At 69.2% G+C, this 17,955-nt stretch carries 7 protein-coding genes; 1 reads left to right on the forward strand and 6 read right to left on the reverse strand.

Annotated elements, in window-relative coordinates; genetic code table 11:
- Window positions 1-80: 80 nt before the first annotated feature.
- The 4 genes from pglZ to MMF93_RS18300 all read right to left on the reverse strand — a co-directional run bounded on the left by pglZ (window position 81) and on the right by MMF93_RS18300 (window position 8,308).
- On the reverse strand, window positions 81-3,071 hold the full coding sequence (pglZ, locus tag MMF93_RS18285) for a BREX-2 system phosphatase PglZ (RefSeq protein WP_242752938.1): 2,991 nt from the start codon (window positions 3,069-3,071) through the stop codon (window positions 81-83).
- Between the two features lie 10 nt (window positions 3,072-3,081).
- Entirely contained in the window at window positions 3,082-6,993 is a 3,912-nt protein-coding gene (gene pglY / locus MMF93_RS18290) for a BREX-2 system ATPase PglY (protein WP_242752939.1), read from the reverse strand.
- Window positions 6,994-7,223: 230 nt separating this feature from the next.
- On the reverse strand, window positions 7,224-7,427 hold the full coding sequence (locus MMF93_RS18295) for a DUF397 domain-containing protein (RefSeq protein WP_242752941.1): 204 nt from the start codon (window positions 7,425-7,427) through the stop codon (window positions 7,224-7,226).
- A complete protein-coding gene (locus MMF93_RS18300; RefSeq protein ID WP_242752949.1) occupies window positions 7,424-8,308 on the reverse strand; it encodes a helix-turn-helix domain-containing protein in 885 nt (294 codons plus the stop codon). Before MMF93_RS18300 ends, MMF93_RS18295 begins: the two co-directional genes overlap by 4 nt.
- A 110-nt stretch (window positions 8,309-8,418) precedes the next feature.
- Between MMF93_RS18300 and MMF93_RS18305 the strand changes: the two genes are divergently transcribed.
- Window positions 8,419-8,976 (forward strand): ATP-binding protein, encoded by a 558-nt coding sequence (locus MMF93_RS18305; RefSeq protein WP_242752951.1) that lies wholly within the window; start codon window positions 8,419-8,421, stop codon window positions 8,974-8,976.
- Between the two features lie 4 nt (window positions 8,977-8,980).
- Here the strand turns inward: MMF93_RS18305 and pglX are convergent, their stop codons facing one another.
- Together pglX and pglW are read right to left on the reverse strand one after the other, a co-directional pair.
- Window positions 8,981-12,586, reverse strand: a complete 3,606-nt coding sequence (gene pglX, locus MMF93_RS18310) for a BREX-2 system adenine-specific DNA-methyltransferase PglX (RefSeq protein ID WP_242752953.1) — start codon at window positions 12,584-12,586, stop codon at window positions 8,981-8,983.
- Window positions 12,583-17,316 carry a BREX system serine/threonine kinase PglW gene (pglW, locus tag MMF93_RS18315; protein ID WP_242752955.1) on the reverse strand — a complete coding sequence of 1,578 codons (4,734 nt, stop codon included), beginning with the start codon at window positions 17,314-17,316 and terminating at the stop codon, window positions 12,583-12,585. The genes pglX and pglW overlap by 4 nt, the downstream gene beginning before the upstream one ends.
- Window positions 17,317-17,955: the final 639 nt, after the last annotated feature.

The raw sequence follows: 17,955 nt of genomic DNA on the forward strand, positions 1-17,955 counted from the left end.
ACGTGGCCGGGCATAAGCGCAATGCTCTTCCGATCGGGTCTTGCCATGTTTCATGAGCACGGCAAGACCCGGAGGAAGGACTATTCCAGCTCGAATTGGTCCCGCAGCAGCTCCCGGTGCAGCCGCAAAGTGCGCCCGTCGGGCAGGGTCTCCAGTGCCTGTACGCCGTCGTGGTTGAGTAGTTGCCGCAGCACCGCCGCAAACCCGCCGGGAGAGCGGGTGCCGGGCAGGCCGATCCGCTGGGCGAGGGCGGTCACCGGCAGGGTGCCGCCGGCTTCCAGCAGCACGTGGAGGGCCTTCTCGACGCGGGGCAGGTCCGGTTTGCGGGCCAGTGATGTCACCTGCGCGCCGAAGATCTCCGAGTCGAGCAGTGAGGCTACGAGCGCGTCGTCGGGGGACTTCAGCGTGGGCGCGACGAGAGTCTCCGCGTCTGGTGACGTCTCCCATTCGACCTGGAACAGGGTGTCGTGTCCGCGCGCAAGCTCGTCCTGGTTCTTGCCGCGCCCGGATGGTTTCGGCTTCCGTGGGGCGGTGGCCGTCGCGGGGGCCGAGGCTCCCTCCGAGGCGCCCGTCTTCCCGGGAGATGTGGTATGCGACTGGCTGCCGGACCACCAGGCCGGATGCGGATCGCCGAGCTCCCGCCAGCCGGGTGGAGTTTTCTCCGCCCCGAACGGCAGGAAGGCCAGCACCGGGATGACGAATTCGGCCAGGGAAGCTCCGCCGTGGTATCCCGCCTTCTGCGCGGTGTAGCGGGTGTCCGCGTCCCACAGGGCGACGATCTCGCCGCCCGGCTCCGGGGTCAGCACGCGTGGTCCGGACAGAGTGATCTCACCCTCGGCGAGGGGGTCGCCCGCAGCTCGGTGCCGGGCGGACAGCACATCGGACGCCTGAGCGTGGGGCCTGGCGACCTTCGTGCTGTGGCGGTCTATCACATGTCCGTGGTCGCTGGTGATGATCACCGCGCGCCCCTGGGCGCGGGCGACTCGCAGCAGTTCCTGGAGCCCGCCCACCTGCCCGGCCCGCCAGGAGCCCTCGCCGAACTTGAGCTCCTTGGCCAGGCGGTCGTCGATGGTGTTGAGAACGACGGCGACGTGCGTGCGGTCGCCGGTCAGCGCCTCCCGCAGCTCGGGGCCCAAGGTCCCGCCGCCGCTCTCGGCGCGAAGGTCGTCCTTGTGGAACACGGCCACCTGCTCCCCGCCCCAGAACGGGTGCGCGGGGAAAATGCGGCGCTCGTCGGCCTGGGTACCGGCGGTGAGTGCCGCGGCGAACAGGGAGGTACGGGACACCGAGGTCAGCGTCGGTAGCGCGGCGGCCATTCCGCGTCGGCGCGGGGTGTCCTTGGCCTTGGGCAGCGGGTCGTACTCGGCCCAGTCGCGACGGAGTTCGTCGGCGAGTTCCCCGGCGATCGCCGCGCTCATCCCGTCGAGGACGAGCAGCAGCACCCGGCGTCCACCCGCCTTCACCACGGGGGCTACGACCTGCGGCAGGAAGGTCTCCACGGTGAGCATCGAGCCCGCCCCTGCCCCGCTCGCCGTCCAGGTGGCCAGCGTGGCGGCGAACTCCCGGTCGAGGGCGCGGCGGCTCTCGCGCACGGCCGCGCACAGTGTGTCGTACGCGGCGGCCAGCGTCGGGTCCGGGTCGCCTCCCGCCTCGATGTGCTCATGGGCCAGGTCCACCCACCCGGTGTCGTCGATGTGCCGGTCGATGCCGTCCGGCACCCGCGCGCAGCCCGCGACCGGGCCGGTCGCCAGCCACCGTGTCAGCCGCTGCGCCATCAACACTCTGCCGACCCGTCCGGCAGTGTCGTCACGGCTCGCGAGCCGATGCGCGGTCAGTGCGTCGACGGCCCGGGCGATCAGGTCCGGGTCGCCGTCGGACAGGGCGCGGCCCGCCGTGGTGAACCGGGCCTCCAGCCCTGCCGTCAGCACGTCGCTCACGCCTGCCGCCGTCTCGGCACCGAACTGCCGCACCAGAACGGCGGCCCGGTCCAGTGCGAGAGACGACAGCCGGTGCGCGGCCTCCGCCTCGTCACCCGAGCCGGAGCGGGCTGTCAGCAGTAGGCCGGACACGAACTCCTCGCAGGATCGCCCGAACGCTGTGACCAACGCGTCCAGTTCGGGCCCGTGCGCGGGTGGCTCGTCTCCGAACCAGCGCTCGGCCCGCCCCCGGGCCCGGTGGACCTCGCCCTGCACGGAGTCGTCGGCTTCGGCCCACAGCGCCGCGCACACCAGTCCGAAGGCGACTGCGTCCGGCCCGCGCTCGGCGTCGATCAGTGACAGCAGCGCCCGGCCGGCGAGCCCCGCTCGTTCAGGCTCGCTGAGGAAGCCGGCCAGTCCGCGCCGTTCCGGCACCCTTAGCCCCAGATATCGCTCGGGTCCACCGGATGTCAGGGACCACCGCAACAGCGCGTGCACGTCGAGGACGCCCTGGCCCGCGGCTCCGTTGCCGTCGGGGCCGGCTTCAGGGGCGTACCGGCCGATACCGAGGCGTCGCAGGGCGAGCGCGGTGAGTGCGACCGGACGGGAGAGCTGGCCGCCGGCGAGCTGGGCCCAGCCGCCCGGCGGGGCCGCGTCCAGCAGAGCCTCGGCGGCCCAGTGCTCTTCGGTGAGAGCTTGGTCGGTGCGGCCGCTCGCGCCGAACGCCTCGCGTACCACGTCCCAGGAATTGACCGCGTGCACCCGCTGCTTGTACACCCGGGCCATCAGGTCGGGACCCAGCTCGGCGTCCTCGCGGTCGGTGAGCACCGCCAGCACATCGGGACCGACCGCCTTGGGAGCCTGGTGGGTGAGTACCAGTTCGTACACCGCCAGCGGGGACAGCGCGGCTACGACGGTCGCCTGCCGTCCCTCGCCCCAGAAAAGTTCGGCCGGGAAGTCCCACACGGGTGCGGCACGCAGCAGGACCACGCGGCGCTTGCCGGGGGTGAGGCCGGACTGGGACGCGAGGTACTGGGCGACGGTAGGCGCCTTGAGTCGAACCGCGCCGGCCGACCCGGCGCCGCGCTGAGGTGTCGAGGGCCCGGTGCCTGGGACCGCTTCGCCGGGCGTTCGGTGCCGGGGGGAGGTACTCACGACAGGCGCCTCATTCCACCACTCGCCAGCTGATCTCGATGGTCGCCTCCGGCTGCGCTGACACCAACGCGGCCAGTTCCGCCGTCAGTTCGGCGACGGCGTGCGATGCCTTGGTCCGGGCCCCACCCGACTTCGGCAGCGCCCCATCGAGCCTGGGCCGGCTGGTCGGCACCTGCGGGGTGCTGTCAGGCGTGTTCAGGTCGACGTCGGCCGGAGAGACGACGGGCGCAGCAGGTTCGGGAGTCGGGGGCGGCGGAGTGGGCCTGGTCTGGCTGCGTTCGATGACGCGGACAATGGCTTGGCGGGCGTCGCTCAACGCGTCGTCGAGGTTCTTGGTGCGCTGGTCCACGCGGGCCGCGCCGCGCAGTTCTTCCAGGACCGCCTCGCCGGGTGCGCCGTAGCTGGGGGCCAGCTTCAGCATGTCCCAGGCCGCGGTGGCCAAGGCTCCCGCGACCTTCTCGGCCTGCTTGACCGAGGTGCCGTACCGCCCTGCTGCCACCTCGCCGAGGTCGAATTGGGCGAACGCGGTGACGACCTGCTTGGCCGCCGCCGAACCGGCCGCCGCGCCCTTGTCCATCGCGCGCAGCGCGTCCAGCAGGTCGCGCGAGCGGCGGGCCAGTGCCAGCCGCCCGGTGTCGTCCGAACCGTCGAGCGTGAGCAGTGACGCGTGCTTCTCCAACTGCTCCACCAGGTCGGAGGCGTGCGGCTGGAAGTGGCGCGCCTGGTCCAGGATCTGCCGGGCGAATTGACTGACCAGGCGCCCGCGGCGCAGCTTCGGCGCCGGCTTCCCGAAGATCTCCGTGAAGCGCCGCCCGGCCTCCTCCCAGACCTGCTCATCGGGTAGCGGCTGGGAACGCAACGCGTCCTGCGGTTTGATCGCGGTCAGTTCCGGTGCCGGGTCCAGAGGGGCCCCGCCGCGCACCCATACTCGGTCCTCGGTCTCCGCGTACGCGGAGATGATCAGATTGGTCAGGAAGGGTTCCAGCCCCATCGGCTCGGGCCGGTCCAGCCATTCGGCGAGCTGGATCACGCTGAGGTCGCCAGGCCCGCCGTGCCGGGCGGCTTCCCGGGCGAAGTGCTCGGGCCAGCGCCGCGAGAGGCGGAAGTACGCCTCCTTCTGCTCACCGAGCTGGAGCGGCTCGGCGACGCGCCGCATCAGCTGCCGGTCCTTCGACGGGATCTCGGCCTGCCGGTCGGGCGCCTCGGCGGCGGTCCGCACATGCGCGAAGACGGTCCGTGCGTCGGCGGGGCGCACCGCGGTGCCGGTGCCGTCCGGGTCGAGCTGCGGGTGTGCCGGGTACTGGTGGGTGAGCAGCTTGCCCGCCAGGTGCCGGATCGCGTCGTGCAGGGACTGGCCGATGGACACCCGCAGGTCGGCGACCTCGGGCAGGGCCTCGAAGTGGTCCTCGAAGGACACGTCCACGTCGCCGGGCTTCTTGTCCGCGCAGCCGTACGCCTGCTTGAAGGCGGCCTTCACGGTCTCCGTCAGGCTTTCCCGCTGCCCCTCCAGCAGCGCCTTGGCGCGGGCGCGGTTGTCGGCGTTCAGGTGTGCGGCGTAGACAGTGTCGAAGCGGCGCTGATCGGCCAGCGCGTAGTCGATGACGACCAGACGCTCGAAGTCCTGGTAGCGGGCGGCCGACAGGTGCGTGGGCAGCCAGGCGACGGTGCGGGGCGGGTCGCTGTGCGCTGCGCGCAGGGCGCGCATGCGGTTGGCGTCCTCGACGGGCCCCCACTCGCTCTCGTCAAAGGGAAGGTCGAGGATCAGGCGCCACAGCCCGTCCTGGCTCGGCGCGAACTCGTGGTCGGCGAGGTCGTCGCTGTCGGCGACGTTGCCGAAGACGATCTCCGCCTGCCGGTGGGAGCCACGCCACACCACGTGCAGCTCGTCGGCGACCAGCCTTTCCTGCAGGTCGATGCCGAGTTCTTCGGCGAGCAGCCGCTTGGCCAGGGCCCGCCGGTTGGAACGGTTGTTGTTGACGTTGGCGTTGGCGATGACGGAGTCCACATCGACCCCGGCCAGCTCCAGCCGTACCCCCGGGTTGGCCTTGGTGCCGACCCGCTTGATCTCCGCGAAGCGCGAGGCCCAGTCGCCGACCTTGGACTCGATCACCCCGACCTCGGCGCCGGGGATGGGCGACACGACGCTGCCGTGGTTGAGCGCGCCGAGCCGGCGAATGGTCAGGTCGCGCAGCGCGGGCACGCTGGGCGCGAGCGCGGACAGCAGAAGTGTGCAGATCAGCCGGTTGTCTCCGACGAAGCCCTTGCAACGGGAGGCGAGTGCGGCGTCCATGTCCGCGCGCCGGTGCCGATAGCGCTCGACGTCCTCCTCGTCGATCTCGTACGTCGCCAGCAGATGCGGTCGCAGCTTGCCCCGATAGAGCTTGTCGGCAGCCTGGAACTCCGCCTTCAGGCTTTCCACGAAGGGCTTGTCGCCGCCGTCCGCGATCACCGCGTAGAGGTCACCGAGCGGGATCAGCTGGTCGAGCGTGGCGTCGTCACGGTGGTCGGCGAGCAGCTGGCCCATCAGCTTCAGACCGGTGCGTGAGCGCTGCAGCGCAGAGGAGATATGCACGAGCGTGTCCATGAACGCCGGCGAGAACGGGTACGTCAGCCGGAACGACGCCTCGTCCGCACCGGTCGTCGTCCCCTCGTCCGAACCCAGCAGAACGTCCCACACCTGCGGCCCGACGCGCTTGATCCGAGCGAACGCGGCCTCCAGCTTGGCCGCCGCCTCCGCGTCCCTCGGAGCCAGCAGGCGGGTGTGTGCGATCTGCGGCAGGTTGCGGTCTTCCAGCGTGATCTTGTCGAAGCGGCCGGAAGCCAGGCTGAGACTGTCCTGGATGGCGGTCTCCGCAGCGCCGGAAACCTCCTCGCCGATCAGCTCCCGCAGGTCACGCTGACGGGCGATGAACGAGACGACGGGGATGGCCCGCCGCGAGTCCGCGCCCTCCACGAAGTTCGTGATCTTGTCCGCTTCGCGGGAGACGAACTTCTGATCATGGATGCGGTTGGCGAGCCACAGGATCAGCTCGTCCATGAACAGGATCAGCGCGTCGTACCCGAGCGACTTCGCGTGCTCCGCGATCACCGCGAGCCCCGCGTCCAGCGAGATGAAGCCGTGCTCGTCCTCGGCGGCGTTCTGCGCGAAGCCGGGGAACCAGGTGGTGCTGGCGTCGTGCACCAACTTCGCCCGCAGCTCGGTCGGGCTGCTCGGGCTGACCAGGTTCAGTTCCTCGGAACCGTCGTACTCCTCGGCTGACAGCGCGGTGTCGAGCAGCTCAGGCGTCCAGGCGAAGGCGTCGCCCCACTCGTCGTCCGTGTCCGCCGCCTCGCCGCTGCCCGCGCCGTCCTCACCGGCGAGTCCGCCGATGAACGCCTGGTCGCCGATCCGCTGGCGCAGCGAGCGGACATCCGCGAACAGCGCGTCCGTACGGTAGACCGGTGGCACCGGCGCCTCGGGGTGCAGCTTCTTGACGTGGCTGACGTACCGGCCGAGCACCCGCTGCTCCAGCGACTTCGCGCCGAGCATGTGGTACGGCACCAGCAGGAACTTCCGCCGGTCGGTGCCCAGCCACTCGTGCTTGCCGAGCACCGGATCGAAATCGGTGCGGGAGCGGGCCGACTGGTCACCCCGCAGCAGCGCGTGCAGAACGGCCATAAAATGGGACTTACCGGAACCGAACGACCCGTGCAGGTACGCCGCCTTCGAGGTCCGCGCGTCCAGCGCGGCCTTGATCAGCCCCAGCGCCTCGTCGAAATTCTCCAGCAGCCGGTCGGTGACCACGTAGTCACGCAGCGCGGGGGCGGCCCCGTCCTCGGTGACCGCCTCGGCCAGTTTCAGCACGAAATCCGAGGTCGAGATCGACGTCTTGATGTCGATGACCTCGCGCAGGAGCGGGGCCGTGGCGGCGGTCGGAGCCATGGTGATCGCTTCTCCTCATGTCCTGCGTCCTCGGGGCACCTCCTCGGGCACGCGCGGCGCAGCCCCCGACGCCGGACCTCGGCGTCATGAGCCGCGCTCCGATGCTGCCGAGCCCGCCGCTGACGCGCGCTCCTGCCCCTCAGCGATCGTAACGGCTGCTGGCGGCGCTGAGGGCGGCCGGGACCGGACCGGGGCGGGCCGGGACCGTGTCCCGCCGGGGCCTGTGAGGATCAGCCCAGATACTGGAGGAAGCGGGTCCAGGTGTCCGGGGCGACGGTGATCACGGGGCCGGTCCGGCGCTTGGTGTCGCGGATGCGGACGGCTGCGCGGGGGTTTGGGGCGACCTCCACGCACTCGTTGTTTCCACCGCTGTAGCTGCTGGTGCGCCACTTCGTGCCCGGCGGGTTCGACGTGCTGCGACGTGCGCTGGTCATGTTGTGTGCTCCTTGGCCCGGCGGTGGATGATGGCGCGGGATTCCACCGGGGAGAGCGCCGATGTGCGTGCGGCATCAAACAGCTCTCGGTACTGGGCGACTTCCGTCTCTCGCTCCAGCCACATGGAGCCAGTCGGGTTGTCTGCCAGTACCACGTCGAGCGCCCCCAGTTCAGCGAACCCCAGGATTACGTATGGGCCGAACATACTCGCATGGGCTCCGCGTGCGAACGGCAGCACTTGGATGGTCACGTTGGACCTCTCGGAGGCGTCGAGGACGTGCTGAAGCTGGTCGCGCATCACCTGCGGACCGCCTACCTGCTGGAGAAGAACAGCCTCGGACAGTACGGCCCACACGCCCAACGGTGACTCATCAGCCAGGCGCTCCTGGCGAGCGAGGCGGACCTGTACGAACTCCTCGATCTCGTCGGCCGACTTCCACTGGCGCGACGCCACAGTCACCGCGCGGACGTACTCCGGTGTCTGGAGCAAGCCAGGTACGAGCTGTGCCTGGAACGTGCGGACGGTCTCGGCCATCGCTTCGAGGGTGATGTAGTCCCGATATGTGTCGGCCAAGACGGCACTGTGCTGGTTCCACCAGCCTTCTCGGCGGCGCCGGTTGGCTTTGCGTGAGAGTGCGGTCAGCCGGTCACGCAGATCGGCGTCCCTCACCGCATACGCCTGGAACATCGCCGTGAGGTCGGGCAGACGGACCGCCACCCGACCGTTTTCGATCCGGCTGATCTTGCCCTTCGTGCAGTCCAGGGCTTCGGCTGCCTGTGTGGTCGTCATGTCCGCGGCTTCGCGCAGACGACGCAGCTCGTCACCGAGTTGGCGCCCCAGGACGGTGGACGGGCTGACGCTGCTGTTCTTGGTAGGCATGTCACTCGTTGTAGCAGAGCTAGGGAGCTTTAGGCGTGGGTTTAATTCGAATGGGTGATAATTGATGCCAACTCAATCGGCAACGTTGCAGTGTTGCTCGACTTGAGGTCATGCTGCTGCGCACAGGCATCCGGCTCGGGCCCAACTACGCGGTTTTCACGTGGCATCCGAGCGACCGCGAACCTCTGGGAGCTGCCATGGGCGCACCGCAGGACATCTCATTCCACCTCTCCCGGCACCGGAGCAGCGTGCCCAGAGCGAGGGTGCTGCTCGTCGCGGTGCTGAGCGGACGGAACCTGATCGATGATGTCGCCGCCACGGGGGAGTTGATCATCTCGGAGCTGGTGACGAACGCGGTGCGGGCGCGGGCACCGCAGGACCGGTCGGTGGGCGTGCGAATCAGGCACCTACCCGGCGAGGGTCTGCTGCGGCTTGAGGTAAGTGACGCGGGTGAGGGGAGGCCCGTGTTGCGGGAGCCTGACGATGACGAGCTGGGCGGGCGCGGCCTGCTGCTGGTCGACGCGTTGGCCCACCGGTGGGGGGTGGACGAGCGCATGGGCGGGATCGGCAAGACCGTATGGGCCGAGCTGAAGGCGGACGTCGTGCCGGCGCCCAGGAAAGACAGCGAGCCCTCCGTGGCGGAGACGGCGGAGGGCTCGCGGGGGTGACGGGTCAGCTCTTGGTCGACTTGCGTCCGCGTCGGGCGGCCGGGGGACGCCAGGCGGTCAGGTCGTCGTCGGTCAGCCCGTGCTCACCCTGCCGGGCGGTACGGTAACCCGCGAAGAACGCGGCGGGGGAGCCGCCGTAGAGGGGGTCGAACTCGTCGTGCCACTGGGTCAGCCAAGGCTGGAGTTCCAGCAGCCCCGCGAGCAGCGGCGTGATCTCCTCGGTGGACAGCCCCTCATGATTCGTGAAGTACGTACTGAGGGCCTGTGCCTGCTCCTGGTGGTCCCACCCCGCCCAGCCGAACAGCTCCGGTACGCCGGAGACCGCCCCGGTCGCGTACGAGATGAACCGCTCCTTCGGCACGTCCAGCTTTCCGCGTGCCTTCCAGTACGACGGCTTGAGAAAGTCAGCCGATGTGTACTTGGGCGGCACCGGGATCGAGTCCCGGATCTTCCGTTTGGCAGGCTCGTCCGGCGCCGCGTCCTCCTGGCGCTGGAGATCCCAGACGTGCTCCCAGTCCTCACGCTTTTTCATGCCCGTGGGCTTGTACCGCAGGGCGGCCAGGAACGGCACGTGTTCGTCGGCGAGTAGGTCCGTGACGACGGTCACCAACTCTTGGTGCGGCGCGTACAACTCGGCTACGGACACGAACTCTTCATCGAGGGAGAGGGCCTGCGTGAGCTGGTTGCGGGTCAGGATGGTCGGCTGTTCGTCCTGGTACCAGAGGTCGCGGTTCTCCATGCGGTCGAGCAGCCAGGACTTAAGGGCACGCTGCTGGAGAGCGTCCCAGCCTTCGGTCGACCAGCGCCGTTTGTATTCGGGCCGCTCGATCATGCCGATGGCGCGAGACGACGCGATGGCGTCGATCCGCTTTTGTACGACGGCCTTGTAGGCGTCGGGCCAGTGATCGGGGATCTCGGTGATGGGCGTCGAGCCGTGGCGCTTGAACCACTCGTCGGACGCTTCTCCTTTGTCAACCTTGCGGGCGAGCACGATCTCGAAGGCGCGCTCCCCAAGGGCGAGTTCGGGAACATCGGACTCAGGAGCGCGAAGGTCTTCGGCGTGGAGGTTGTAGAGCGAGTAGACCTGCCAGTCTAGCTCTTCTTGGAGGGTGACCATACGTGAGCGGATTGACTGCCACCGCGAACGAGCCTTGCGCAGATTCTCGGCAGTAGGTGCGGCTAGTGCAGAGGGGGCTGCAGCCGCGAGGTCCTGAGCGCAGGTATCTAGTGATGCCGCAAGGGCTGTCGGATAGGTGGATGGAAGCGGGAATTCTTGGATTTTTGTTCCGGTGAATTCATAAAACCGCTCCCAATCCTCGCTCGCAATTCCTCCGCCGATTCCACCGTTACCTTTGTCGTGGCTGACCATCTTGAGCCAGAAGCAAGCGGTGGAACTGTTCAGCAACGCCAGCAAGCGTAGATGGTCCTCTTCGCTCGCATCCTTCCGCAATTTGATCACCGGTGTGGTGCGGGTGAAGGCATAGCTGTTCCTATCTAGCGCTGCGTGGTTGTGGGTAGCCACGAAAGTAAAATTCAGCGACCAAGGATGGGCATCCCCATCCTTCGGCAGTTGATGCCACTCCCACCAGGGGCGCCCCTCCGTGAAGTATGTACGCCCGGAAAAGGTCGACCGGTTTCCCAGTTCTGTTCTGTTTGGCCAAAGAGTGCGAAAAATCGCTGGTGCGGATCCTGGGCTGATAACTTCACGTGATGCGTCGTAAGGGTGGATGACGAAATTCTTCGGTGAAATTGAAAAATCCCGCACCTCGTCGCCGACCCCGAGGGGCTTGATGAATTCTTCCTCTAGCGACAGACTCTTGATGCTCCGATGCGGAAGGGTTAGGGCATCATCTGCGTGAGTGTCGCCATAGAATCCAATTCTCACGACTGAGTTTTTGAGGGTGCTTCGACCGGTGGACTCGATTTGCTCCACCATCTCAAGGCCGCCGTCTGTAAGGATCCACGGCTTCTTGCTGAAGTAACGGGTGCGCTGCAGGTCGTCTACAGATACCCACCTACTCGCGGATTCAGGTTTATCGATCTGATCCAGAATTGCTTGCCAAACGAACCCTTTGGCGCCATTCAACGGGGTTGATGGTTCCCCCTGCACGGCCCGGACGGTCCGCACTGTGTCATGGCGAATGTTTCCTGCTCGTCGTCTCCCAATGAGGATCACAGTCGGCGTGCCGTGTCCAGGAATGTATGCGCCGGAAGTGTCGATTACCTCGGTGAGCTCCACTTTGTGAGCGAAATACTCTTCAATCAGCCTCGTGCCAAATTCTCGTTTCATGAAAGAATTTGCGGTGATTTGCCCGACCATTCCGTACCCATGGCCGTCGATTTCGCTCACCCGCGCCAATTGGAAGAAGCGCTCGGCGAACGGTACGGACAGGGCGTAGATCCCCGCACAGGACTGATACAGCTCCCGGTACAATGCGTTGAGCTTCTTATCCTTGACCGTGATATACGGCGGATTCCCCACCACCACGTCATACCGCCCCTGCTCCAAAATCCCCGGGAACTCGTGCACATCCTCCGTGGCGTAAGCGAACTCCGCGAGTGGGTCCCCCGACTCCTCCCCCTCCAGCGTCAGCTCCAACTGCCGCGCCTTGATCAGCGAGTCGCCAACCGCCAACTGAATCGGCCAGTCGTACCGCCCCGCCTCCTTCAGCGTCCGTACCCCCGACACAGCCATCGCCGCCACCAACAGCCGGAAACGGGCGATCGCCACCGCGAAGGGGTTCACGTCCACCCCGTGTACGGCCCGCAGCGAGGCGGCGACCCGCTCGTGGACATCCACGCCCGGCCGACGCTCGCCCCACAGCCGTACCATCCGGCGGAACGCACCCAGGACGAAGTGGCCCGACCCACACGTCGGGTCGATCATCTTCAGTTCGGTGAAGCGCTGGCCCATCTCCCGTACCACTGGGGTCATCGTCCGGTCGAGGATGAACTCCTCTACGAACTCCGGGGTCTGCAGCAGGGCGTACTGCTTGCGGGCGGACTCCGACAGCCACTGGTAGAGGTCGCCCAGGAAGCGGGTGTCCCAGCCGTCCGTGCCGTCGTCGTTCAGCGGGTCGGTGAAATCGTGGAGGAGGGCGCCGGACTCGTCGCGGGTGCGCCAGAACTCAACCAGGGCGCGGGCGCCGTCGTGGGAGAGAGGGATCTGGTAGAGCGGATTGCGGTCGGCGTCGAAGAGGAGGCGGCCGGCCTGGCCCTCGCCCAGTTCGGCGAAGGCGTGCTCCAGCCAGCCGCGGTAGGTCGGGTCCTGGTCGTCCTCCAGATACTGGGCGTACCGGGCCTCGGCCAGCTCGCGGCGATCGGTCTCAGGGGCGGTCAGATACGGCTCGGGGATCAGCCGGTTGTCCTCGCAGAAGCGGACGAAGACCGTGCCCAGCACCCAGGCCACCGCGACCTGGTCGACCCGCTCGTCCAGCCAGGAGTTCCAGGTGGCTGCCGTCCGGCCGAGTTTCTTGGCCTGCGCGTGCTCGGCGCGTAGCTTCTCGTCGACCTCGGGCAACGCCTTGACCTGCTGCTTCAGGTCGGTGTCGGCGAGCTTGACCTGTTTGATCAGGTCGGCCCGCAGTCTCAGCACCTCGGCCTCGTTCACGACGTCTCGTCTCCCCACGCATCCTGGCCGGCACCCACCCGCGCACCGGCCTCACCGTCAACACTCACATCTGTCGTACTCGACCGGCCCGACCGGTGGGCGTTGAGCACCCACGACTGCGGCAAGACGATCCACTCACCCAGGCCCGCCTGGTACGGCACCGTGGTCGTGCCGAGCCTCGGCGGGCGGGTCGGGTCGCCCTGCGGGCACAGCAGCCACAGGCCGCGCCCGCCGTGCCGGGCTCGCTCAGCAAGCCGTTCCAGCACGCCCATCGCGTCATACCGGGCGAAAACCCCGGCGTCCGTCAGCAGCAACGGCTTGCGCGTCGACGGCGTCACGGCCGCGCCGTCCGCCGCTAGCCGGCCCGCCACCTGCGGCTCCAAGGCTCCCCACGCAGTGCGGGCGTACTCGGCGAACTTCAGCGCGCCCTTGGAGCCTGGCGGCGCGACGTCGGCCCGCAGCAGCGTCTCCCAGGTCGGTTTGGGCCGGGCGTCCACCAGCTCGTGCAGGGCGCCCAGATACAGGTCGGCCACCGAGACCTCCTCGGCGCCGAAGCGTCCCGAGGTCAGCTCCTGTACGGCCTCCCGCACCAGGTCCGTCGGCAGCGTCAGCACGCGGAAACCGTCGCGGTGCGCTGACTGCGCGAGCCGTTCCTCCGCGGTGACCGCGCCCGCGAGCTGCGGGTCGTCGGAGTAGCGGCTCACTGCGAGAGTGGCGGTGGCCTGGCGGGCGGCGCCGGAGGACAGATAGCTGGAGTCGCCCTCGACGTGCCGGGGCAGATAGCGCAGGGTCTTCGTGCCCGCACGGGTCTTCAGCTCCAGGTCGAAACCTGCGTCCCGCAGGGCGCGGGTCAGGGCGCCGCCGGTGGGCAGCGCGTGTCCGCCGCGGGCGCCGAGCAGGTCGGGGAAGCGGGCGCGGACTCGCTCGAGGACCTCGTCGCCGGTAAGGCCGGGCTGCCGGGCCTCGGCGACGCCGGGAATCCAGCGGACCAGCCCGGCCTGTGTCAGTCGCAGAGCCCGCACCAGGGGCAGGTCGCGCGGATAGATCTCCAGGCGGGGTGTGGCCGCAGCGCGGCGGGCTGCCGCCGCGGCGACTCCGACCAGCCGGCGCTCGTCCCACTGCACGGTCTCGCTCGGCGGAGCGATCGCGCGCAGCTCGTCCAGGACCGTCGTCGCGGTGGGCAGAACGTCCTGGCCCGCCAGCCGGTCGGCGACCTTGCCCAATTGCTGGGCGTAGTGCAGCAGCCCCGGCGCCGAGGGGGTGTCCGGGCCCTCGTCCGGGCCGACCTCCAACGCGAGGAGGCCCGCGCCTATGCCCTCGTCCACGGCGTCCCGGTTTGCGGCGTGCCGGAACTCGCTCGTCTCCGGCGACAGCTGCTCGACCTCGACCACGGCCCGTACCGCAGCCAGGGCGAGCGCACGGCGCTGCTCGCGATCTTGCAGCTCAGTACCGCGGCGCACGGTCAGCGCGTCCGCGATCTCCGCCGCCGATGCCACTCTGCCGAGGTCGTCCTTCAACAGCGCCATAACCTCCGCGCGCAGTGCCTGGACCGTCGGGTGCTTCTTCCAGCGGGTGCGCTGTGTCTTCAGCATCTGCGGAATCCGCCCCGCTGAGAGACCGAGCGCCGCCGCGACCTCCTTCTGCTTCGGCCACACACCGATGTCCGGCAGCAGCCCGTGCTCGTCGGGCAGCCGCAGCAGCAGCCGCACCATCTCGCACTCGTTGCGGTTGCTGCCGTCCTTGCGCAGCGCCGGCACGAAGAGGGTGGCCAGGGCGTCCAGACTGATGGTGCGCAGTGCTCGGGTGGTGACCGCGTCGCTGCTGCCCCCCTGTGCCAGCGCCACCGCGATCGCCGTCTCGGTGTCCGACAGCTCTTCACGGGCCGCCTTGCGGCCCTCGGGCGCCAGTGGCGCGGCGGGTTGCTCGGCCAGGCGCTGCCGCCACTGCTTGATGCGGCCCAGCACCTCCTTGCGCGTCTTCGCACCGAGCCCCGGCGCGTTGACCAACTGGCGCCGGCTGTGATCGAGGAGCTGACCCACCGAGGTCAGCTGCAGGCCGAAGACGAACGACTGTGCGGTCGGACTCAGTCCCGAGGCGGCGATCGGGGTATCCCGCTCCGCGCGCAGCGCCAGCTGGTCACGCTGCTCCTCAGCGCTCTCCTCCTCCGCCTCCGCGATCGCCGCGTCCGGCGCCGACTCGGACGCATCCTCGGGGACTGCGACCGGCGCTGAACCGCGGCGGGATGACGGCTTGGCCTCGTCGAGCGCCAGGAAGACCTTCTTCCAGGCGTCCCGCATCGGCTTGAGGTCGGAGAAGCGGTGGGTGGCGTCCCGGTGCAGCGCCCGCTGGAAGAAGGCGAGCAGTCCGTCGCGTACCGCGGGGTCGAACGCGTCGGCGGCGATTCTCGGATGCGGCTCCTGCTCCGGGTCGGTCTGGCGCGGCGACACCTTGCCGTCGCCCCACACAGGCAGCTCCCGGGAGGCCATCTCGTGGAGGGTGGCGGCGACCGCGTAGCGCTCGGCGTGCGCGTCGTACACTGAGCGGTCGGTGAGCGTGCCGATGAACGGGTCCAGATAGCCGTCCGTACCGGCTTCCGTCTCGGACACCGGGTGCCCGGCCAGCGAGAAGTCGATCAGCACCAGCTCGCGGGTGCGGTTCGGGCGGATCCGGATGGCGATGTTGTCCGGCTTGATGTCGCGATGCCACACCCCCTCCCCCTCCAGGAAGTCCACCGCGCCGAACAGGTAGTCGCCGTACGCCTCCAACTGGTCCACCGAAAGGCGCCCCTGCTCGCGCAACTGGCGCGCGACGGTCTCCTCGCGGCGCCGGGAGCGGGTCGCGCCGGGGGCGGGCGTCTCGCCGTCGGCGTCACGCTCATCGCCGACGTACTCCATGACCAGGGCCGTGCGTGGGCCGATGCGCAGCGGCTCCGGTTCCACCAGGCGGATGATGCGGGAGTCGGGGCGCAGGCGCCCCATGACCTCGGCCTCACGGGTCAGTACCGCACCCCGGCTGTCGGACAAGCCCACCTTCAGCACGGCCAGGGTCTTGGCCGCGCGCGTGTCCGAGGGTGCAGCGAGGTCCCGTACCAGAAAGGCACGGCTGGTGGAGCCGGTGCCCAGGCGCCGCTTGATCTCCCACCGCCCAGCCAGCACGTCCCCGGCGACGGCGTCCAGCGGGTCTTTTTCCGGCTCGTTCACCGGCTGTGGCTCCGGCTCGCGTTCGGGCGTCGCGGGTTCGGTCAGGGTCTCTTCGACGACCTCCAGCATCTCCAGGAAATCGTCCACCGACGACAGCCTGTCCGGCACCCGGTACGCGGTCGCCGCCTGCACCAGCTCGTCGATGTACTCCGAGAGGCCGTCGACCACCGCGCTGGTCCGCAGGCCCTCACCCGCCTCGAACCGCGCCCGCAGCTCGGCCTGGCTGGCAGCCGGGGCCTGCCCGGTGGCCAACAGATAGGTGAGCACGCCCAGCCCGTAGACGTCCAGGGCGACCGGGTCCGCCCTGAGCGCGGTCAGCTCCGGCGCCAGGTAGGGGTCGGCGCCCTCGGCAAGGTGCACACCGGCGCGGGACATCGTGGTGGGGGCGTGGCGTTCACCCGGCCCGCTCGCCGCGCCGGGGGCTGCTCCCCGGGCGACTCCCAACTGCCAGTCGGAGATGCGCAGATGCGGCGTCAGCCATCCCGGGTCCTCCGTGTCAGGGCCACCCCGTCGATGGCGTCCGCCCGGTGTGACATGGATGGCGCGGGCTGCCAGGGAGCGGTGGAAGATGCGGTGGCTGTGCGCCGATTTGATGGTTTCGGCGAGCTGGCGCACCATCGCCATCCGGGACAGGATGTCCAGCTTGTCGCCGTACTGCACCAGATACTCGTCCAGCCGCAGCGTCCGCGCGTCGTAGTCGAAGATCAGTGCAGGACCCGACGAGTGCCCCGACGGCGCGTACTGCTTCAGGCTCACCACACCGGGGTGCGTGAAGCGCCCCAGCACCGCTGCCTCACGCCGCGCCGCCGCCTCCACCGAGGCCCGAGCCGATGCGTCCGCGCCGCGCTCGCGCAGATACACCCGCACCCGGGCGGCCTCCGGCAGCTCGGTGTGCTGGGCGAGGTAGTCGGCCCAGGTGGGCCCCGAGTCGAACGCCTTGCGGTTCAGCCGGTACGGGCCCACGTGGTACTCGGCGTCGCTGCGGGCGACACCGACCCGCCCCAGCGCCGCCGCGATCGCCCGCGACCGCACCGCGTCGATCCGGCGACGGTCGTCGCGCGGGGGAGTGGCCAGCATGTCGACCAACTGCTGCACCGTGTACACGCCGTGCTCGTCGTGCGCGGCCAGCCGCAAGCGCAGGGAGCGGTCCGTGAAACAAACCGCCTCGGACACGTACACCCGCTCCTGCTCCTGTCTGAGCAGCGACGCCAGCTCTTTGGCCTTCTTGTTCGCCAGGTGCAGGGGGTTGCCGTGTGGGATGCGGCGTCCCCCGGGCTGCGTCTGCAGCCAGGTGCCGCCGCGCGACTCGACGGAGCCGTGCCAGTCCTTCAGCTCGATCAGATGCACACCACCGGGAGCGATCACCAGCAGGTCGACCTCGCGGACATGACCGGTGTGCGCGGTGAAGGTGAAGTTCGACCAGGCCCGCCACGGCTCGCTCCCCGGCAGCCGTTCACGAATCGCCTCCAGCCCGCGCCGCTCATGCTGGAACTCGGATTCGGTGACCGTCACCCACCGGCCGTCCCGCATGCCATCCCCGTCCTTCGTTCCGCCGTACACGATGTCCTACCTTGCCCTGCGATCACCGTTCGAGCGGTACGAGGGGTCTTGGATGCGTCGGCGGTGTGGTACCGGGAGGGACGCCCGGGCGTGTGCACGCCGACACAACCACCTCGATCGTAATCCTCGGCCGCACATCCGGAGCACCCGGCCAACAGCACTGTGTGACGCGCGGGGCGCCGAGCGTGACCGTTCATCGCCGTGGGACGGTGTGGCCTCCGGCGGTATTGGGGCGGCGAGGGTTGAAGACCCACACATCCCGGGACAGAGTGGCCCCCAACACCCTGCCTTCGGTGCGCAGCCATGGGTTGACCCTCTGGAACGGGGCAAAGTTGTCGTTGGACACGATCACCCCGCCGACCTCCTCCGCGATGCTGATGACCAAGGCGTCCCCGCGCCCCTCGGTGCCCGCCGGAGGCTGCACGACACTGTTCTCGGCGATGGCGCGCTCCACCAGTGGCCGCGAGCAGCTCGGGGCCCACCGCCGCGGCTGCCACCGCCATGGCCTCCAACTAGGGTGGTCGGCCCGAGGGCACGAAGGGCTGCGGGGGCACACCGCTTTCACCTTGTGTTCTCCGCGGTCGGGGAGCTTGGGCTCGGCGCGGCAGC

The sequence above is a fragment of the Streptomyces tubbatahanensis genome, from assembly GCF_022699385.1.
Taxonomy (GTDB): domain Bacteria; phylum Actinomycetota; class Actinomycetes; order Streptomycetales; family Streptomycetaceae; genus Streptomyces; species Streptomyces diacarni.